Here is a 21,161-nt window from a genome sequence, read left to right on the forward strand (position 1 = left end):
TTTCCGCCCCTGGCTCCCCTCTTGGAGGGAGCCCTGTGAGATAAGGAAACGATATGAACGTAACAGGCCGGTCACCACGCTTCACCAAGCACGGCGGCATGGTATTAGGTCCCGTATCCGGCCGGATCATCCTATGGTCGTTCGTGACGTTCCTTCTGGCTGCCGCAGGTCAAATGACCCTGATTGTCTGGCTACCGCGACTGTTGCCGATATTCGACCAGTGGTATCTCGCCGTGGTGATTATCGTCTACTGGCTGGCGCTGGCCGTGGCGTTCGCGTGGGCGATCGGCCGGCAGATCCACGAACGTATCGAACGCCCGATGCAGAAGATTGGAGAGGCGGCCGGCAAGGTCGCCAAAGGCGATTTTTCCGTATACGTGGCACCCCGGCATGTGGAAGGCAGTCGGGACTGGGATTCGACTGATCAGATGTTCGCCGATTTCAACACGATGGTCGCTGAATTGGGTGGCATCGAAACGATGAAGAACGATTTTGTCTCCAACGTGAGCCACGAAATACGCAATCCATTGGCCGTCATCAAGAACTACGCGACCATGATGCGCGACATGAACATGGACAAGGCCCAGCGCGAGAAATGCGCGCAGACTATCATCTCCGCGTCCGAACGGCTCAACACGCTGGTGGCCGATATCCTCAAACTCAACAAACTCGAAAACCAGACCATCGTTTCAGAGGCCGTCGATTATGACTTGACCCGCCAGCTCACTGACGAAATCCTTGCGCTCGACGACCTATTCACCGCAAAAAACATCGATTTGGACTGTGACATCGAAGATATGGCGATGGTCCACGCCGACCCCGGCATCGTCACGCTGATCTGGGGCAACATTCTCGGCAATGCGCTCAAATACACCGAACCCGGCGGTCATGTCAGTCTCACCCAACGTTCGCGAGGCGGCATGGTGTCGGTCGAAATCAGCGACGACGGCTGCGGCATGACCCCAGATGAAGTCGTCCACATGTTCGACAAGTTCTATCAGGGCAACACCGCGCACACTGCACAAGGCAATGGCTTGGGGCTCGCGATGGTCAAACGCGCCGTGGACCTGAGTCGCGGATTCATCGACGTGGCGAGCACCAAAGGCCAAGGCACCACTATCGCCGTGCGACTTCCCGCAGCGAGGCATGATAAGGCATGATGAAGCAGAATAAACGACCATTAACGGAACGGTTCGCCCACAGATTGGCGCGCCGCGAGGGAACGTTGCCAGCTAAAGGCGCGCATTGGTATCTGCGATGGCGGGCGTTGGAGAACAACGACCGCGTGATCATGACAGCGGTGGTCTCCGCCTCTATCGGTATGTTGACCGCGGTCATGAAATTCGCAATCGGCATATGGGCCATGTCGTTGTTGTTCATCGCCACCGGCGTCTACTACGCCGTCCTGTGTGCTGCAAGGTCCACGGTAATCCGTACCCATGTACGCACCCGGCTCATCACGGATACGAACGAGCGGCGCGTGAGTGAAACGCGCGTCTATCGGCGCACCGGTGTCTTCTTGTTCATAATCGGATTGACATACAGTGCAGCCTGCGTGGCCATGCTGTCCGTTGGTCGGCAGCCGCGCACCAACATGATTGTGGCGATCACCATCGCCACGATCACCTCGGTGAAGATTGGCGGTGCGATTCGCGGCATGGTCATCGCCCATCGCACTAAGGATCCCGTCGACTCGTCGGTCAAGTACCTGTCGCTCGTCGATGCATTGTTTTCGCTGGTCACCACGCAAAATGTCCTGCTGCTTGCGGAACGCTCGTCGAACGCGACCGTCAGTTCCGCCCTGTTCGGCATCGCGTTGGGTGTGGTGGTGATGACGCTCGGCATATGGATGAAGGCACACCGCATGCGCTTCGCATGATTGCCGACATCATTAAGCTGAAAGTTGTCACGGTTACGTCCGGCTCCATACGTTCTGGGCATGCGACTTTGTACGCCAGAAACATTGGTTTCTTCTCGTCGATTCCTGTTCAATACAAGTAATTCCCCTCAACATATCCCATTGTTCTAACTCAGGAGAATTACTATGAAAAAAGCTCTGACTGCAGTGTTATCCATTGCCATGATTACTGCACTTGCCGGTTGCAGTGGCGGGCAGGATTCCGCTTCGTCCAATTCCAGCACGGGTTCCGCTGACCGACAGTCGGATTCTGGAACATCGGTCACTGTGGATGGCAAAGCGCTCGTTGCCTACTTCTCGCAGACCGGCAATACGAAAACCGTGGCTGACATCATCGCGCAGCAAACCGGTGCTGATGAGTTCCACATCGAACCGGCCACGCCGTACACCGATGATTATGACACTTTGCTGGAAGTAGCCCAGCAGGAGAAGCAGGACGACGCTCGCCCAGCCATCGCCGACACCATCGACAATATTGATGACTACGACGTTATCTATCTGGGCACTCCGATCTGGTGGTATGAGGAACCGATGATTATTCGCACTTTCCTAGATGACTACGATCTTTCCGGCAAGACCGTCGCGCCGTTCTGCACATCCGGAGGCTCCTCCTGCGCACAGTACGTGGACTCCCTGACCGAGCGTGAACCGAATGCGACGGTGCTCGACCCGTTGCAGGTCAGCGGTTCCAGCGCAGCCAATTCCGCCGATGACGTAACTGCATGGCTGCGTAACAACGGATTGGCCTGACTCGCATAATCTGAAATCGGAGCTAGCATCCAGTATCCATTCCAACGAAAGGTCCCATGATGACACGATCAGGCAAGCCTATTGCGACACGGCTCGCGGCGGCATGGATCATCGCGCTCGCCGTCGTACCCGCGCCGTTCGTCGCGACGATGGCGGTGTTCATCCGCCCGGTGTACCGCACAGCGTTCATGACGCCGATTGCTCTGGGCATCATCGCCTACGTGTGGATGCTGGAAGCCGTGTATCTGAGTTGCCGTCCGCGCTGGCTCGACCGTCTGATCGGCCTGCCGAACATCTACATGATGCACGGCGTGCTCGGCATGCTGGCCTTGGTGCTGGCGGCGTTCCACCGTGCCGATTTGCCGGCGTTCGGCTTGGCGAAGACCTATGGGAATATCGCGTTCTGGCTGCTGTTTGCCGTGGTGGTGCTGGCCGTGATCTTCATGGCACGGTGGATTGCCGACGCAATTCCGCCAATCGGATGGCTGAAACGGCAACTCGAACGAGTATTCCGACATGAAATCAACGTGTGGTTGCACCGAATAATTTTGATTGCTGTAGTGCTGGTTTGCGCGCACTTTCATGCAATCCGTTACATCGTCACGGTCACGCCGTTCATCGTGCTGTCCGATGTGGCAACCATCACAGTGCTGGCATGGTATGCGTACAGTCGGTGGCATGAACGGTTCGGCGCGCTGCATGGCCGGGTTGTCTCCTGCACGATGGCAGCGTCGAATGTGTGCGAGCTGACTGTGCATGTGCCCGGCATCAGCCGCGGGTGGGAGGAAGGCGATTTTTCGTTCCTGCGTTTCCCGCGCATCGCTGGCATGAAGGAATATCATCCGTTTTCGATGGCCAACATGCCCAACAGCGGGGATATGGCCACATTTCTGATTCGCGGTGATGGTGATTTCACCAAGCAGTTGCCGTCTGTGGCTAACTCTGGCGCGGACGTCGATATGTTGCCGCCATTCGGTCGCTACCGGCGATTCCTCGACGAGCGTGGTGGCGGTCGGCCAATCGTCGTGTTCGCGGGTGGTATTGGAGTCACTCCCTTATTGCCGGTCATCTTCCGCTTCGGTGATGGATTCCGGCCGGTGCGGATGATGTACTGCGCGCATAATTACGCTGGTTTGTTATGCCATGATGAGCTTGAAGAATGGAGCCAGCACACTGGCAACCTACTAACCCTCAAAGTAGGTCGTTTCACCACAGAAGAGTTGCAATCGGCCATCACTCCGAATGCCGTCTACCTCATTGCAGGCCCGACCGGCATGACCCGCGCCGTCAAACGCACGCTGCACAAAGCCGGCGTCAGCGCCGAGGACATCTGCTACGAACCATTCGCGTGGTAGTGAAGTTATTGGACCGTATTTGGGACGTCCATATGGTCGTCGTATTCGTTGCGTTGCGTTGCGTGCATGCGGACGTTTTTTGTTATTCGCAGGGGGAGTCGCTTTGATGATTCTGTGCCTGACCTGCCCGCGCTCGCGTATGCGGGAAGGTGTTAGCCGCATGCTGGCCGGATTTGCCGCATTCCGAGGCCAGAATGTGAAGTGATGGTCGGAGTTCATAACTGGATGGATTCATGCAGCGGCAGCGTGACGATGAACGTCGAGCCGGCACCGGGGAAGCTGTCAACGTCGATCGTGCCGTGATGCAGGTCCACGATGCGTTTGGCGATGGCTAATCCCAGTCCGTTGCCGAGTGTCGCGCGTGAAGTGTCTGCTTGATAGAAGCGATCATAGATATGCCGTATGGTTGTCTCATCCATGCCGGGCCCATTATCGGCGACCTTGACCTGCACTTGCTCGCCAAAGATATGGAGTCGTACGCTGACCTCACCGCCATTCGCGGAGAACTTGATTGCATTGCCGATGAGATTGAACCATATCTGACCTAGTAATTCGGCATTGCCTGCATAATCCACGGTGTCGAGATCCACATCAAGATTGATATGTTTATCGCTCCACTGTGGTTCGAGCAGCAGCAGCGTCTCGCGAATCTGCTCGTCCAAGCTGAATCGCTCTTGTGTATTCTCGATACGCTGATGATCCAACTGGGAGAGCAACAGAATATTGCCTGTCAGTGAGCTGAGCCGTGTGGCATTGACTAGAATTCGCTCTGCATACTCCAATCGTTTATCCTCGTTGAGCTCACGTCGCTGCAGTAATGTGGCGTATCCTTCAATGGCGGCAATCGGCGTTTTGAATTCATGTGAGACATTCTCAACAAAATCATTGCGCAAAATCTCAATGCTGGCGAGTTCGTCGGTCATCACATTGAAATTATGAGCCATTTCGCGCAGCTCGGTGGCTGGAATGTCATCCTCATTAATGGTGACGCTAAAATCTCCTGCAGCAACTCGCCTGGTGGCCTCGTTGATATCCACGATGAACTTAACCGGTCGCTTTCCGATTAGTCTGGAAAGCAGTGTGCCGACAATTACGCTGACCACGGCGAACATCATGATGGTGATGCCTCGCGGGTCGCCTCCAATGAATCCGAGATGTCCCAACGCAATAATCGCCGCACCGGTAAGCAACATTGTGGCGGACATGATGACGAACACCATCGCGGAGAATGCGACCATTGTTTTGACCGAGCGGCCGCGTCGGACACCGTGCCGGTCTTGCTCGCTCAATCCGCTACTTACTCGCACGCTGCACCACCTTGTATCCAAGTCCACGGATTGTCACAATCTCGAAATCGGGATTGTTGCGGAACCGTTCCCGTAAGCGGCTGATATGCACGTCCAACGTATGCGTGGCCGTTTCCTCCGAACCCCAGATATCCTCCATGATCTGCCGTCGGGTGAAGAACCGGTTGGGCGAGCCGGCGAGCTTGAACAACAGTTGGAATTCCTTGAGCGGCAGCTGGACCTCATCCATGCCGCCATCCACATGTTCGACCCGCACGCTGAGTGTATCCGCATCGAATTCAGTACCACCGATGCGTGTGCGATGCTGCACGCCAATTTGCGACCTGCGCAACAACGCGTCGACCCGCCATATCATTTCGTTGACATTGATGGGCTTGACCATATAATCGTCTACGCCCTTGGCAAACCCCAATTTCTTATCCGCCATGCCACTGCGTGCGGTAATGACCAGAATCGGCGTCGTATCGCCCATCTGGCGTAGCAGTCCGATCATCGTGAACCCATCCATGCGTGGCATCATCACATCACAGACGATTACATCGGCACCGTTCTTCGACAGCGTATCCAATGCGCTGACGCCATTGTCCGCAGTGCGTACGGCATATCCATGCTCGGCGAGCACGTCCGAGAACAGGTCGCGTAGCTGCTCGTCATCCTCGACCACAAGCACGGTGGACATGGCCGCTCCTTTGCTCTGAGACGCCACGTTATGAAAACGAACCGTCAAGGACTGAAACTTCCGGCGAGCGGCAAGCTGAGCGCAGACTGAGCCGTGCCGCCGCTTGATTACAGGCCATTGTAAGCGCACGAAAGTCAATCGAACCTCAATCGTCGCAACTCCGTTGGCGCAGCGTTGTGCATTCACAGTTGAGGTTGGCGAGAGGTACGCGAGAGACTGCGTTGAATCGATTGCGGCAAGCTGAGGAAAGCCTCGCATCCCGTACAACAAGGAGCCATGATGCTTGCACTCGACCACGTATCGAAACGCTATGTGACCGGTAGCCTGACCCAACAGGCGCTGGATGACGTATCGCTGGGATTCCGCGATAGTGAATTCGTCTCGATTCTCGGCCCATCAGGTTCCGGCAAAACCACGATGCTCAACATCATCGGCGGACTGGACCGTTACGATTCCGGTGATCTGATCATCAACGGCGTATCCACCAAACAGTACAGGAACGCCGATTGGGACGCTTACCGCAACCATACGATTGGCTTCGTGTTCCAAAGCTACAATCTCATCGGCCACCAGTCGGTGCTCGCGAACGTCGAGCTTGCGCTGACCATCGGCGGCGTATCACGCGGCGAACGGCGCGAACGGGCTCTTGCTGCACTCGCTAAGGTTGGCCTCGCTGGGCAGGAGCGCAAGAAACCGAATCAGATGTCGGGTGGACAGATGCAGCGCGTCGCCATAGCCCGTGCGCTGGTCAACAATCCGGACATCCTGCTCGCGGACGAGCCGACCGGCGCACTTGACACCGCCACAGGTATACAGATCATGGAACTGCTGCGCGAGGTCGCCGAGGACCGGCTCGTCATCATGGTCACCCATAATCCCGAACTTGCCGAACGCTATTCGACGCGCATCGTGCGATTGGCTGATGGGCATATCGTTGACGATACGATGCCGTTCGATGCGGCGAATGTCGTAACGGACTCTGTGACGGACGCGTGCGTGACCTCTGCCGCAGGCAAGGATTCTGAGGATTCGCGGAACAGCGTAAGTGGGACGCGCGTTGTGCATCGCCCGCGTCGAGTGGGCATGTCGTGGGTTACATCCATGTCATTGAGCTTTGCCAACCTCAACACCAAGAAGGCGCGTACGATCCTCACCTCGTTCGCCGGTTCGATCGGCATCATCGGCATCGCCTCGATTCTGGCGCTTTCCAGCGGAGTGAACACATATATCGCCGATCTGCAGCGAGACACGATGTCATCGTATCCGATCACGATCAACAGCCAAAGCGTCGACATGACCTCGCTCATGGGTTCCATGGTGGGCGGTGGAACAGCCGGTACGCCGGGCGCGTCCGAACAGCGCCGGACGGATCGGGAGAAAGCCTACGTCGACTACAGCGACATCGAACAAAGCGAGGTCGTGTCTAACGCGGTCAAAACCAACAATCTGACCGAATTCAAACAGTATCTTGATGATACGGATAGCGACATACGCCAATATCTGGGCGGCAACGGCATCGTCTACTCGTACGATGTGCCGTTCTCGGTGCTTGCCGAAAATCCGGACGGCAACGTTATCAACACCGAAACCGACGTGTCCGATTTGACTGGAACTAATGCGGATGATGCTGCCGGACTCGGTTTAGATGATGCAGGAACCGTGGGCGGTGCGGGAATGCCTCAGACGGGCGCGAGTGGTATGGAGTCGATGATGTCGGCCGGCACATCCAGTGGCTCCATCACATCCGGTTCGGCGTCGGGCATGGAGACGGATGCGGCCGAATCGCAAGCGTCGAACTTCTCTCAACTGACGCCCGGGCCGAATGGTGAGGCAGTCAGCGATTTGACCCGTGACAGCTACGATCTGCTGTCCGGCTCCTGGGCGGAACAGTCCGGCGACGTGATGCTCGTGCTTGACGAGAACAACTCACTTCCGGCCGGCACCCTGCTGCAGCTCGGCCTGATCAGTGCCGACGAATATATGGCAGCGGCCGACGCTATTGCGGACGGCAAGGATGCGAAGACCATTGAATGGAATATCGACGATCTCGTCGGACGCACATTCACCTTGGTGAGCGCCTCTGATCGCTATCGGGACAACGGCGACGGCACGTTCGCCTATCTGACCGACGGCGACGATAATTGGGATGAGTTGCAGTCGCGTGGCATCACATTGACGGTATCCGGCGTGATTCGGCCCACTGACGACGCGCAGAATGCGACCATTTCCACGGCAGTCGCGTACACCTCGCAATTAACGGACCAACTGATCGCACGTGCAGATGACAGTGCGGTCATCACGGCGCAGGAATCCTCGCCGGATACTGATGTGCTCACCGGTACGGCGTTCGCTGACGAGACCGATGGCGGCGCTGCCGACGATATCGAAAAGGCATACGAAGATAATCTCGCCGCATTCGGTAAAGTCAGTTACGACGCACCCTCGTCAATCAGCATTTACGCCGATAGTTTTGACAGCAAGGAAGCCATAGCCGATTGCATCGAGGCATATAACCAAGGCAAGGATGAAGATCAACAAATCACCTATACCGATTATGTGGCGCTGATGACCAGCTCGGTCACCACCATCGTCAACGTGATCTCGACAGTGCTCATTGCGTTCGTCGCGGTGTCTCTCATCGTTTCATGCATCATGATCGGCATCATTACGCGCATCTCCGTGCTCGAACGTACCAAGGAAATCGGCATATTGCGTGCATTGGGTGCTTCAAAGCGCAATGTTTCACAGGTATTCAACGCCGAAACCGCCATCATCGGCCTATGCGCGGGCCTACTGGGTGTGGGTGTCACCGCGTTGCTGACGATTCCAGCCAACGCCGTGGTTAGCCGGCTGCTCGGTGCAGGAGCGCTGACCGTCGCGCTGCCGGTTAGATATGCAGTCGTACTGGTGGCGATCAGCGTGCTCATCACCATGCTCGGCGGACTGCTGCCCGCTCGCAAGGCCGCCAAACAAGATCCGGTCATCGCCCTGCGCACCGAGTGACGGTCAATCTGATATGGCGGTCGCGGCGTGTATAAGGCCGCGGCCGGTCCGGATCTCGTTGCTACGTGCTTTCAGGTCGCGTCGGCACTCCAGATCATGCCGATGTGGGGGATGCCGTCCTCGAGGAATTCCTCGGAAACCTGAGTGAAGCCGAGCCGTTCATACAGGCCACGCGCATGAGTTTGCGCCTCGATATGCACTGTCTGTGCGCCGGCGCGCTCGCGGGCCACATCTAGTCCAGCTTGGACGATGCGCGTGCCCAGCCCCTGGAATCGGCGAGTGGATAGCACACGGCCGATTGAAACCTCATCGAATGTGACGCCGGCATCGATTACGCGGCAGTAAGCGGCGATGCCGGACTCGTCATGCAGGAACACATGCCAGCAATGCCGGTCGGCATCGTCAACCTCTTGATACGCGCATTCCTGCTCAACCACGAACACAGCCACACGTACCCGATAGATTTCGTATAGTTCTGCCGTGCTCAGTTCCTCGAACCGTTTCACCGTCAATTCCATGCGTTTCAGTATACGGGTGCGCGGTGCAAGGCGGATTGGGCTGACTGAGAACCCCTGAAATAACTTCCATAATGCGAAAAAGTGGATTCCAGCCAAAGCGGAATCCACTTTTCCCATGAAACTTGCCTACAAATGCCTGCTACTGGGCATTTGTGCTAATTGCGGCGGAGCGTCGTTTGAAGTAGCGCCTGAAGGCAATAACTTCAAGACCGATCAGCAGAAGAACCAACACTGCGACAGCAGCGTAGTATACGTACTGCCACTTTGGTGTTTCAACCTTTGGCTGCCCATCCTCGTATAGCCAGCTGTTTACCGCCGTGTACAGGATATTGTGCGAAGCGGTACGCATGGCCTTTACTGAAGTCGCAGAGTGATCGGTAATCACGTTGGTTCCCTCGATGGTGGCCAACATGGCATCGTTGCCGGAACGAATTGCCTGATCACCAATCTGGTATCCAAAGCCGCCGAAGTAGTCAGTCTCCACGAAACCTTGGAATCCCCATTCGTTGCGCAACACGCCATTGAGCATGTGCTCATTGGCAGAGGAGTAGCTGTTGCCTACGTAATTGAACGAAGCCATGACAGCGGTGGCACCGCCATCCTTGACAGCCAGTTCGAATGGCTTGAAGTAGATTTCTCGCATCGACTGTTCGTTAGCCCAAGTGCAGAGCATGGCCACACGGTTGGTTTCCTGATCGTTTAAGGCAAAGTGCTTAATGAACGGATACACACCCTTGGAACGTGCTCCAGCTACCTGCTGGGCTGCCATAATGCCGGAAAGCACACCATCTTCTGAGAAGTACTCAAAATTACGGCCGGCGTATGGAGTGCGATGAATGTTCATGGCCGGTGCATACCAGCCGGTTACATTCATTTCGCGTGCCATATCTCCGATAGTCTCTCCGAACTTACGCGCTAATTCCTTACTGAATGTGTTTGCCACTGAAACTCCGGATGGCAGGCCGATTGAACCGACTCCAGTGAAGTTGTTATTCAAGGTAGAAGGGCCGTCCACATCCGACTGGCGCGGTTTATTGATAGAAGCAACCGCGGAGTTACCGTAACCGGCGAACGCAATGAGCTGATTCATTTCATCAAAAGTCATCTCGTCCAGCAGGTCATCCCACATCGGATCGTCGTAATCCTTGCCATAGAGTTGGTAAAGGCTTACGCCGTTCTTTGCGCCTGTAGCGGGCATAGTGTCGGAGTCATCGTTCTTGTTCTCGTAATTCGAGGCGTTGATGAACGTGGACTTGTACTGCTCTGGCATGTCAGTGCTGGACGGTGCCGCGGTAGCAGTAGCAAAGTTAGCGAAATGATTGGCGCGAGAAAGCGTCTCAAACGTCGGCTTGATGTCATCAAACTCGTTGGTCACTTCGTTGGTGTCTGAAGAACGGTGATTGTCGCCAGAGTAGGTGATGGTTTCTGGAACGTTCACAGTCTGCTCGGCGATCGCTTCATGAGAATTCTCATTGATGGAAATGCCGTAATCGCCGGCTTCAAGCACATAGGCACGGGCATTATTCGCATCATAAGATGCCATGTCCTCATCCTGGAACTCAATATGCACGGTTTGCGATTCGCCGGGTGCAAGTTCCTTGGTTTTCTCGAAATCAATGAGGTTGGCGCTGGCTTTTTCAATGCCTCCATTGGTGTAGGGCGGATTGTAGAACACTTCGACAGTGTCTTTGCCCTTGGCATCGCCAGTGTTGGTCACTGTTACGTCGAAACTGACGGTGCCGTCTTCGTATGTCACGTCACCCATTGACTGATCAAAGCTTGTGTAACTTAAACCATAGCCGAATGGATACTGGACTACTGCATCGTAATCAATAGCTCCTTCATCATCGGCGGTTTCGTAGTATTTATAGCCGACGTAGATATCTTCGACATAATTGACAAAGCTTGGCACTACATGCAGATCCTGACCAGCGAAAGCGGTATCCACTGCGAATTCATCCATATTGCTGTATTGGAACTGGCCAAAGTTGTTGAACCAAGGAGCGGCGGAGAAATCACGCAGGAACGTGTCAGTAGTGCGACCAGAAGGATTGACCTTTCCGGCCAGCACTTCGCCAAGAGCTGTGAAACCGGTCTGTCCGGCCGGCGGAGCCCACAGCACAGACTTGATTTGCGCATAATCATCAACAAAGCTCAAGTTGAGCGTATTCGCACCGTTGTAGACCAGAACCACATTGTCGAAGTTCGAAGTGACCAGGTCAATCATGTTGCGCTCGCTTTGCGAGAGCTCCAGATAGTCTTGCCCATCTTCAAAATCGTTGTAGTCGGCAGAATTGTTATGGTAAACGGATACTGCGTCACTGGTCTCGTTGGGTCCTGTGACCGCACTTTCAGCGGGACCAAACTGACGATTTTTGCCGGTATCTGCCATGTCGTTGGGCAAGTCAAAGCATTCGCCGCCAGTACGAGCCAGAACCACTACAGCAGTATCGGAGAACGACTTTGCATTGGCAATCAGTTCATCGGAATACGTGTCTGCAGGAGGCTCGGGCAACGTCCAATCCTGTGTTCCAGCACCGTTGATCGGGCGATCGGCACGGTAAGAAGTATAGAAGTCAGATAGCTCAGTATTGGTTTTCAAGCCGGCATCTTCGATACCCTGCAAGATTGAGGTAGTCGGATACTGGTCGTTCATGGAACCAGAGCCGGTACCGCCGTAAATCGGATTTGTGGAAGCCCATCCGAATACATTCACGTTTTTTGTATTCAACGGCAAAGTATTGCTGTCGTTCTTGAGCAGAACAATGCCTTCGCGCTCAATATCTGTGGCGAGTTCTTTGGTCTGAGCGCTTGTCTCTTCGGTAAGAGTGCCGCTGCCGGATAGCAGAGACAGCATAGTGTTCAGTGGGCCGAACAGCATCATGCTGAGCGCAACGATAATTGCGATGGCTGCAGCAATCCAAGTTTGAGAATGCACGAGTTTGCGAACGCTCTGATTGTGCACGGTTCGCTTATTGATGGCGATTGTCAGCAGTACTGCTACAGCAATCGTTATGCCAATGGCAATCAGCTGCGCGCTGATGGATTGCAGGGTGCTGATGACATCTGAGAAATTGATTCCCAGCATGTTGTCTCCTTCTTATCTCATACCGTCAGCGATTCTTCCGTGATGCTGAGCGGTGCCATAAGCCTTGAGGCTTCAACGCCTCGGGTTGCTTATGTTTTGACGATAAGAAAGGAGCGTGGGATATCGATAGTGGGTGTGCGCGAAAGGGAGATGAGCGTACGGGAATGGTATAGATGCTTTTGAATCTAGGGCTATGAGTCTGCCGGTTTGGGGAGCAATAATCCTAAATCGAATATGCCATCGTGAGTGGTGATGGTCAGGTCGCCGCCGAGTCGTTGCGCAATCATGCGCATGCTGGCAATGCCATAACCATGGGATGCAGTATCTGATTTGGTAGTTACTAATGCTCCTGACTCATTGTGGCGAATGGTCTCATAGTAATTTGAAATGTGGATGATGATGAGACTGCCTCGTACAGTGCTGGTGAGTTTGATGACGCGCTGTGCTGGATTCTCCAGTTTTTCCACGGCTTCTATGGCATTATCAAGAGCATTGCCAAACAAGGAATAAATATCATAATCGCTTAGCCAGCTCACGCAGCTGGCGTCAGCCATATACGTGAAGCGTATATTCTTGCGCGCGGCTTCCATGCTTTTCTGGGTCAGGACTACATCAAATGCTGCATTACCAGTTTTAGCAATATGATCATAGGCGGACACTGAATCGGTGATTTCGTCGAGTATCGCATTCGCCTCGGTATGACTGGAGAGATCTTCATTGACGATAGCGTGTGATGTTGCTGCTCTCAGTCTTGAAATCTGATGTTTGAGATCGTGATATCTCACATTGGTTGTTTCAATAGTGTCTTTAAGCTGCTCATAATAATTGGTGCGTAGCCCATTCATGCGTTGTATAAACGCTAGTTCATCGGTTAATGCTTGGCTGTGCGCTACCTCTCCGAACAGCAAAAGAATAATGATGCAAGTAAGCGCTGAAATGGCGCGGATGGCAAATTCAGTGGAATCATCGAGCTGCTGGGCGTAGGCGTAGGAACTTAACCCTATGGTGACTGCTAATGTGCTGGCGGTTAATGCTGCAAGTGATAGGGGAGAGCTCAAACGAACCTTTGATACATCCAAATGGCGGATATACCAATACCAAAAAGCAATGTAAATGCAGGTAAATACTGCTATACGCATGATTTCATTGACCATCCAAGAACCCAATATTGCGGTACTGCTTGTTATTGATGCGATATTGGCGAGCAGTATCTCCATTATTTCCTCTGTTGCTGCTGCAACGTGTTGTACCGCGTAGCCGCAGATTGCAATGCCGCATGCTAATCTCCAGTCGCAGCGACAGATGAGACGCATCAGAACTGTGGAAATAACAAACGCCAATGAAAAATTAATAAGAGACCGCAGCATGGATGCTTTAAGACCATCAGTACATTGAGTACAGGCCACAGCGAATATCGTCATAATAATGACTGCAACAATCGCGCGGTTCTTTGCACCTGGTTTCCGGATGGGGGAGCGCAACGCGAACATGCATTGTGCTGCTAATAGTTCAATGCAGGCCGCCTCCATGTTGAATATATCAATGAGGGGCACGGATCCTAATGTGTAATTGGGGAACTCCAGCCAGTTGCTTGCGTCGATCACCAAGCGCCTCCTGTCGAAAGCGCCACAGCGCGTAGAATCTCCGGTTTCTTTGAACGGCTCACTTCGATGTGCTCTCCGCCTACGGTAATCGTGTTGCCGTCGATGCCGGTGATATTGTCGACATTGACCAGATACCAACGGTTGCAGCGCATGAAATTCCCGTGTTCCAGTGCCGTCTCGGCTTGCCCGAGCGTGCCTTTAACTGTGATGTCTCCATCTGTGGTGTGATAAGTAATGTAGTGGTCCTGAACATCTACATAGTCAATGCGGTCGAGTGGCACCACACGCACCGTGTCGCGTGTAACCAGGCGGATAGTTTTATTCTGCCGACGTTCTATTCGTTGCAATGCCTTGCGCATTACCATGGCGAAGCTGTAGTAATCAACTGGTTTGACCACAAAATCAAGTGCTTCGACCTCGTAGCCTTTAATGGCAAGTTGTGCCATGTTTGTTACAAACACGATGATTGTAGCCGGGTCTGTTTCGCGGATTACCTTCGCCGCGCGAATGCCATCGACTTGTGCCATCTCGATATCAAGGAAAATGATGTCGTAGTCAGGCTTGTAATGATGCAATAATTCGGCAGCGTCAGTGAATCCGGTGATTTGCGTATCTAATGCGCGCTCAGCGGCAAATCGTGTGATATATCCACCGAGAAGTTCACGTGCCTCAGCATCATCATCTACTATGGCAATCGAAACCATCGCTACTCCTCGGTGTCTTGGACCACGTTGTCATACTCACCATACCAGCGCTGTCTTCTTTATAAGGAGAGTGGATATCAGGAAGACAGCAGAGCCAATTGAATATGTGCGTTAAATATGCCCGATTTCGCGCGCGGGGCTGCCGGCTACAATCGCGCCAGCCGGCACGTCATGCGTCACGATGGCGCCTGCGCCGATAATTGCACCGTCGCCGATGGTCACGTTCTGTAGCACAATCGCGCCCGCGCCAATCCACACGTTCTTGCCAATGGTGATTGGGCGGCTCACAGTGGTGGCGCGATGATGCGGGTCGCGTACATGGTTGATGGTGATGAGCTGTACATTCGGGCCAAGGAATGTGCCGTCACCGATGGTGATGCCGCCGCGGTCCATAAGCGTGCAGCACCAGTTGATGAATACGCCTCGACCGAGCTGGATATTATGCCCGAAATCCGTATAGAACGGTGGATTCAAGCGGAAGGACGGGTCTACTGGATGCCCGACGATGCGTTCAAACAGCGTATGAACTTCCTTCGAATCGTGATATCCGGTGTTCAGTTCGGCGCACAGTCGCTTAGTAGTGCGGATAATGCAGCCAATGGCCTTGTCGTAGCCCGGTTCGCAAGGGTTGACCGGCTCCCCATTGCGATCTCGCTCAAGCAGTTTCTCTGCGGCGGATTGTGCCGATGGGGAAGTGCTGGCATCGCAGCATTCCGTAGTGCAGTCAGCGTCGATGGTGGCTGCAATGCCGGCAATATCGCTGGCCACGGTAATGCCGGGGAAGGCTGTGGGCATGGTGCTGGTGGCGGTCATAATGGTGCTCCTTGATTGAATCTGTCACCATTGAACCGCCGCCGTCTAGCGCTGTCTAATACCTATGATTCATACGCCAGCATGCCGGCAGGGCATAGAATCACATCGTTTGCAGGAAGTGGGCGAACGCGGCCGCCGCAGGTGAGGCGGTACCCTGTTTCTTCCAGACAAGTACGGAACTACTTTCCAACGCTGGGTCAAGCCATACCGCGCGGACTCCGGGATAGATGGTGCTGTGATCGAGGCACATGTACAGTCCCAATCCATTCGCAGCCATTGCCGCACCGTTTGCCGGAAGATTGCAGGTTCCGGCAATAGTCAACTGCGAAGCGTACGAGCCAAACCAATTCAAGACCACGCGACGCACCGGCTCGCGCGACGGCAGCAGTAATGATTCATTCGCCAAATCGGCGGGGGAGAGGTGGTCGCGTTCTTGCAGCGGGTGACCATCCGGCACTAGCGCGCACCAATGCTCAGTGATGTTAGTGCGTCGGTATTCGTATCGGCTGGTATCTACCGGGTCGGCAAGCAGGCCAAAATCAAGCAACCCTTGCTCAAGCTGATCCTGGATCACATCCGCTGTGGTGCTGACCACGTGGAAACGTACGCCGGAATGCAAGGTGCGGAATGCGGCCATGCGCTCGGCAAGGAACGACATGGCGCGAACCTCGCCGCAGCCGGCCATGATGTCGCCGCTTAATTCTGTTTTGGATTGCTTCAGTTCGTATTCCGCCTTGTCTGCCAAGGAGACAATGGTTTGCGCGCGCTCGCGGAGCAGACGCCCTTCCTCGGTCAGTGTGATCGTGTGACTTCCGCGCTCAAACAGGGTGACGCCCAGCTCCTCTTCCAGCTGCTTCAGCTGGCGGGACAGCGTGGGCTGGGAAATGCGCAACAATTGCGCAGCCCAAGTGATATTGCCCTCTTCGGCTACTGCCAGAAAATACCTGAGCACGCGCAATTCCATGGTGATTCCCTTCTGCCACTCACTGCATTAATGCATCCATTGTAGAAGCTGACTGAGGGGAGTTTGGCGAACTGTTGTCTTCCTGCAACGCATTAACGAGCTGCGAGATGATATTCGGCATGATGGAATGAGTCAGCCATTCAATATTTTCCGCAGTGAATAAGGTAGGCGCTTTGGCGAGGACGCCAAGGATGCCGCTTGACACGAATTCAAGCAGGATGCGCTGGCCTGGAACCAAGGTGTCAGGGTCCCGTCCCAGTGCGTTCATCCAGATTTCGATAACGCGGGTTTTGAGCTGAGCCATCAATCCGGCTGTGCTATGTGGTCCGGCGATAAGTGACAGTCGGTGGATGCCGATGATTCGTTGTGGCGAGGATAAGCTGGCGAGGGCGAAGGCTCGTATGCCATCGATATTCGTAATGCCATCGCCTTGCCGGATGATGCTGGTGATGAACGTGATGATATCCGGCTGGTCATAGATGGTGGCGATTGCATCGTCCGCGAGCTCCGGAATATTGGCGTAATGATAGTAGAACGCACTGCGGTTGAGACCGCTGGCTCGGGTGATATCGCTAATGGTGATTTGTGTGTACGGCTTCTGTTCCAGCAACAGCCAGAACGCCTCCTGCATTTTTTCTGGTGCGCTTTGCTCGTCGGCACGCGGTCTTGGCATGGTGGTTCCTCTCTGCGTAATCCAATAACTCAACATCGTATCGTGTTTATGGCGGAATACTGCGAGTTTTGATTGCTAACCCAACACAATGTGGAATTGCGTGGATTTAATTACCCAACGCGATGATGTATTTCTTGGAATCGCAAAACAGCGCTGCGCAAACGAACAGGTCAATCGCAAGAGAGGAACGATACGCTATGACCTTCCTGCAATTCCATGACGTAGTACGTCAGTATGGTTCCGGCCAATCCGCCGTGCTGGCGTTGAACCACGCCACGTTCGACATCGAACAAGGCGAACTTGCCATAATCCTTGGCGCGTCAGGCGCCGGCAAATCCACTACGCTCAACATTCTGGGCGGCATGGACCGAGCAACCTCAGGCTCCGTAATCATTGATGGCAAAGACATCACCAAAGCCAACGAAGCCCAACTCACCGACTACCGACGTTTCGATGTCGGCTTCGTCTTCCAGTTTTACAATCTGGTCCCCAATCTGACTGCTCTCGAAAATGTGGAACTCGCCAGCCAAATCTGCCCAAACGCGCTTGACGCCCGCGAAACTCTGGAAAAAGTCGGCCTAGGTGAACGCCTCGGCAACTTCCCCGCCCAGCTTTCCGGCGGCGAGCAGCAGCGCGTATCCATCGCCCGCGCACTGGCCAAGAATCCGAAACTCTTGCTGTGCGATGAGCCAACCGGTGCCCTCGACTACAACACCGGCAAGGAAGTGCTGCAGCTGCTGCAGGATTCTTGCCGTCAGCGTGGTATCACCGTGGCTCTGGTCACCCACAACTCTGCACTCGCTCCGATGGGCGATCGTCTGATTCGATTCCGCTCCGGCAAGGTGACTGAAATCACCCAGAACCCGAACCCGATGCCCATCGCGGATATCGAGTGGTAAGGGGAATGGTAGGAATAGCAATGAAGAAAACAGCGCTTTGGAAAGACGCTTGGCGCGCTATTGCCAGCAACGGGAAACGTTTCGCCGCGATTCTCATCATCGTGGCAGTCGGCGTCATGATGCTCGGCGGCCTAAATACGGTTGGCAAGGATATTCGCGCCGGATTGGATGAATTCTTCGACTCCACATCCATGCACGATATTTCCATCGTCTCCACGCTTGGCTTCGATGACGATGACATCGCGGCTCTGCGCAACGTCGATGGTGTGGAAGCAGCTGCCGGCGAACATAGTGCCAGCGTGACCACCACCATCGATGGTAAGCAGGCCTCGGCGACTGTAGTGACGCTGAATGATCAGAACATTGAGCAGCCGTACCTTACCCAAGGCAAATTGCCGAAAACCGACCACGAAATCGCCGTCACCGAGCAGTACTTGTCTGATAGCGGCAAGTCATTGGGCGATACCCTGACCTTCAAGCCGGATGATTCGCTTACCTCGGCTGCGTCATCGAGTTCGGATTCTGCTTCTGATTCTGAAGCATCTGAAGGCACTTTCGCAGACGGCACATACACCATCGTCGGCACGGTAGTCGATCCGAACGATATCGTGAATCCGAATGGCCCACTCGCTCTGGTTTCCGGTTCTAAAACCGTGTATTCGATGTTCGTGTCCACCGATTCGCTCAACGATGCGGATACTCCATATACTTCAGTGGTTATCGCGGTTGATGGTGCCAAGGCAAAGAACACTTATGACAGCGATTATCTGGATGCGGTTGACGCGGTCAAATCCAATATCGAATCCATCCAATCCAACCGCGAACAGGCGCGAACCGATGCCGTGCACCAAGCTGCGCTGAGCAAGGCCATGGAGTCAATCAACGAGCAAAAGGCCAAAGTCGATGCGCTGCCGGATGGTTTGCCGGCCAAAACCGCTGCCGAGCAGAAGATCGCAGAAGCTGAAGCCGAAGTCAAAAGCACTGTGGATGCGATGACGGAAGCCAAGTGGGTTATCCGCGACCGCAGTGCCGTGACCAGCTATGAAGATGTGAAAACGCAGTGCGAAATGATTGCGCGCTTGGGCACCATGTTCCCGGTGCTGTTCCTTGTTATCGCGTTGCTGGTCAGTCTTACTGCAATCACACGCATGGTGGAAGAAGATCGTCAGCTTATCGGCACATATAAGGCACTTGGCTACACGCGTCACGAAACCATGCTCAAATACCTGGTCTACTCAGGTGCGGCCTGCCTTTTCGGAGGTCTGCTGGGCGACTTGTTAGGCATTGTGGGCCTGCCGTTCGTGTTCACTCGCCGATTGATCTCGCAAATCTATGTGCTGCCAAGCTATCCGCTGCTGATTGATTGGCGCCTTGCCGTGGGCGGTGTGCTGTTGTTCGTAGTCGCCATCACTGGTGCCGCGATGATTGCATGCGCTGGATCTCTGCGCTTGGAACCGGCGGAGCTGATGCGCCCCAAGGCGCCGAGGGCCGGCAAGACGATTATGCTGCAGCGCATTGGTTTCGTCTGGAATCACCTGAGCTTCCTTGGCAAGGTCACTGCGCGCAACCTGTTCCGCTACAAATCACGCGCGTTGATGGTCATCATCGGTGTGCTGGGCTGTACTGCGCTGATGACCGCAGGCTTCGGCATGGGCAGTTCCGCGCTGACTTTGATGCCTCGTCAGCACAGTGAGATTGCGCCATACGATGTGATGGCAGTGACTTCCGCCGCCAATCATGACAAGGCACAGTCCGAGCTTGACGGCAATGCTGATGTATCGTCCACGTTGCCGTTGCAGCTGGGAAGCGTCACATTGGACTCTGCTGAATCTGCAGGCTCTGCTGATGGTTCGTCTTCTGCGGACGATTCAAAGCTGACTGCTCAGCTCATGGTTGTGCCGGACGGCAAATCAATGGACGGCTACATCAACTTGCAAACGACAAACGGAACCTGGATTGAAGTCGCAGATGCAGGCGATGACAGTGTTATCGTGACTGCAAACGCGGCAAAGAAACTCGCATTGCAGTCCGGCAGTACCGTGAACATCACTGATGCGATGGCCAATACTGTTGACATGCCAGTGTTTGAGGTTTCCCAGTATTACACCGGCAATCTAGTCGTGATGACGCAATCCGCATACGAAAAAGCATTCGATACTGATTTCACGCCGAATGCCGACTTGATTAACGTCAAGGGAGATACGGATGCGAAGATTGCATTTGCTGATGACTTGGCGGAAAACAGCGAGTACCTTTCAGTGGTCAGCTCCGCCAAGCAGGAGCGAGACTTCTCGAAGAGCTTCCTGATTTTCTTCGTGATGATTGGCTTCATCGTGGTGATGGCCGCAATCCTCGCCATCGTGGTGCTGTACACCCTGGCTTCCACCAACATTTCTGAACGTGAGCGCGAACTCGCTACTATCAAAGTGTTGGGCTTCCGCAAGCGTGAAGTGCGCGGCTACGTGAACAAGGAGATGATGTTGCTGAGCGCCATCGGCATCATCATTGGCATGCCGTGTGGCCGTGCGCTGCTTGGAGTGCTGCTGACCAAGCTTGATTTGCCGGGCATGAATCTGGTGCCGAATGTGCTCTGGTTCTGCTACGTAGCCGCAGCCGTGCTGGCATTCGCCTTCACCCTGCTGGTGAGCTGCGCCACCAACCGTTCCCTCGACCGCATCGACATGGTTGGTGCCCTCAAGAGCCCGGAGTGATTGGCTTGCTTTTGCTCGCTGAATTGGGGCAAATGGTCTTAAAGACCTTTGTAAGTTCGCGCAACTGACGAGTGGTGCGCGAACTTACAAAGGATTTAGAGGACAAAATCGTTTGTATGTTCGCGCAGGCTTCGTGATTGCGCGAACATACGGATGGATAGTGGCACTTCGTCTG

16 protein-coding genes are annotated in these 21,161 nt (G+C 54.4%); 7 read left to right on the plus strand and 9 right to left on the minus strand.

Annotation, left to right across the window (positions count from 1 at the left end; genetic code table 11):
* Window positions 1–53: 53 nt before the first annotated feature.
* From AC1AY0_RS07220 to AC1AY0_RS07235, 4 genes are all read left to right on the plus strand, one after another.
* The gene (locus AC1AY0_RS07220) at window positions 54–1,160 is read left to right on the plus strand and encodes a sensor histidine kinase (protein WP_476523701.1); all 1,107 of its coding nucleotides are present in this window, start codon (window positions 54–56) and stop codon (window positions 1,158–1,160) included.
* Complete coding sequence (locus tag AC1AY0_RS07225; protein ID WP_476523699.1) at window positions 1,157–1,879, plus strand: hypothetical protein; 723 nt, start codon at window positions 1,157–1,159, stop codon at window positions 1,877–1,879. Before AC1AY0_RS07220 ends, AC1AY0_RS07225 begins: the two co-directional genes overlap by 4 nt.
* A 165-nt stretch (window positions 1,880–2,044) precedes the next feature.
* Complete coding sequence (locus tag AC1AY0_RS07230) at window positions 2,045–2,668, plus strand: flavodoxin (RefSeq protein ID WP_476523697.1); 624 nt, start codon at window positions 2,045–2,047, stop codon at window positions 2,666–2,668.
* 56 nt (window positions 2,669–2,724) lie between these two features.
* Entirely contained in the window at window positions 2,725–4,023 is a 1,299-nt protein-coding gene (locus AC1AY0_RS07235) for a ferric reductase-like transmembrane domain-containing protein (RefSeq protein ID WP_476523695.1), read from the plus strand.
* Window positions 4,024–4,238: 215 nt separating this feature from the next.
* On the opposite strand, the gene AC1AY0_RS07240 is transcribed toward AC1AY0_RS07235, so the two are convergent.
* Complete coding sequence (locus tag AC1AY0_RS07240) at window positions 4,239–5,330, minus strand: HAMP domain-containing sensor histidine kinase (RefSeq protein ID WP_476523694.1); 1,092 nt, start codon at window positions 5,328–5,330, stop codon at window positions 4,239–4,241.
* The gene (locus AC1AY0_RS07245; RefSeq protein ID WP_476523692.1) at window positions 5,317–6,009 is read right to left on the minus strand and encodes a response regulator transcription factor; all 693 of its coding nucleotides are present in this window, start codon (window positions 6,007–6,009) and stop codon (window positions 5,317–5,319) included. Before AC1AY0_RS07245 ends, AC1AY0_RS07240 begins: the two co-directional genes overlap by 14 nt.
* A gap of 279 nt (window positions 6,010–6,288) precedes the next feature.
* On the opposite strand from AC1AY0_RS07245, the gene AC1AY0_RS07250 reads away from it, so the two are divergent.
* The gene (locus AC1AY0_RS07250; protein WP_476523830.1) at window positions 6,289–9,012 is read left to right on the plus strand and encodes an ABC transporter ATP-binding protein/permease; all 2,724 of its coding nucleotides are present in this window, start codon (window positions 6,289–6,291) and stop codon (window positions 9,010–9,012) included.
* A 71-nt stretch (window positions 9,013–9,083) separates the two neighbouring features.
* Here the strand turns inward: AC1AY0_RS07250 and AC1AY0_RS07255 are convergent, their stop codons facing one another.
* The 7 genes from AC1AY0_RS07255 to AC1AY0_RS07285 all read right to left on the minus strand — a co-directional run bounded on the left by AC1AY0_RS07255 (window position 9,084) and on the right by AC1AY0_RS07285 (window position 17,376).
* On the minus strand, window positions 9,084–9,530 hold the full coding sequence (locus AC1AY0_RS07255) for a GNAT family N-acetyltransferase (RefSeq protein ID WP_476526132.1): 447 nt from the start codon (window positions 9,528–9,530) through the stop codon (window positions 9,084–9,086).
* Between the two features lie 139 nt (window positions 9,531–9,669).
* On the minus strand, window positions 9,670–12,618 hold the full coding sequence (locus AC1AY0_RS07260) for a glycoside hydrolase family 3 protein (protein WP_476526134.1): 2,949 nt from the start codon (window positions 12,616–12,618) through the stop codon (window positions 9,670–9,672).
* Between the two features lie 191 nt (window positions 12,619–12,809).
* The gene (locus AC1AY0_RS07265; protein WP_476523828.1) at window positions 12,810–14,222 is read right to left on the minus strand and encodes a sensor histidine kinase; all 1,413 of its coding nucleotides are present in this window, start codon (window positions 14,220–14,222) and stop codon (window positions 12,810–12,812) included.
* Window positions 14,219–14,926 (minus strand): LytR/AlgR family response regulator transcription factor, encoded by a 708-nt coding sequence (locus AC1AY0_RS07270; RefSeq protein ID WP_476523687.1) that lies wholly within the window; start codon window positions 14,924–14,926, stop codon window positions 14,219–14,221. The genes AC1AY0_RS07265 and AC1AY0_RS07270 overlap by 4 nt, the downstream gene beginning before the upstream one ends.
* Window positions 14,927–15,037: 111 nt before the next feature.
* Window positions 15,038–15,739, minus strand: coding sequence for a sugar O-acetyltransferase (locus AC1AY0_RS07275; protein ID WP_476523686.1), 702 nt, complete (start codon window positions 15,737–15,739; stop codon window positions 15,038–15,040).
* Window positions 15,740–15,839: 100 nt separating this feature from the next.
* On the minus strand, window positions 15,840–16,703 hold the full coding sequence (locus AC1AY0_RS07280; protein WP_476523685.1) for a LysR family transcriptional regulator: 864 nt from the start codon (window positions 16,701–16,703) through the stop codon (window positions 15,840–15,842).
* 19 nt (window positions 16,704–16,722) lie between these two features.
* Window positions 16,723–17,376, minus strand: a complete 654-nt coding sequence (locus AC1AY0_RS07285) for a TetR/AcrR family transcriptional regulator (protein WP_476523683.1) — start codon at window positions 17,374–17,376, stop codon at window positions 16,723–16,725.
* 197 nt (window positions 17,377–17,573) lie between these two features.
* Here AC1AY0_RS07285 and AC1AY0_RS07290 point away from each other — a divergent pair, with 197 nt between their 5' ends.
* Both AC1AY0_RS07290 and AC1AY0_RS07295 read left to right on the plus strand, forming a co-directional pair.
* On the plus strand, window positions 17,574–18,275 hold the full coding sequence (locus AC1AY0_RS07290) for an ABC transporter ATP-binding protein (protein ID WP_476523682.1): 702 nt from the start codon (window positions 17,574–17,576) through the stop codon (window positions 18,273–18,275).
* A 20-nt stretch (window positions 18,276–18,295) separates the two neighbouring features.
* Window positions 18,296–20,986, plus strand: coding sequence for an FtsX-like permease family protein (locus AC1AY0_RS07295; RefSeq protein ID WP_476523680.1), 2,691 nt, complete (start codon window positions 18,296–18,298; stop codon window positions 20,984–20,986).
* Window positions 20,987–21,161: the final 175 nt, after the last annotated feature.

Source organism: Bifidobacterium sp. LH_416, from assembly GCF_056357055.1.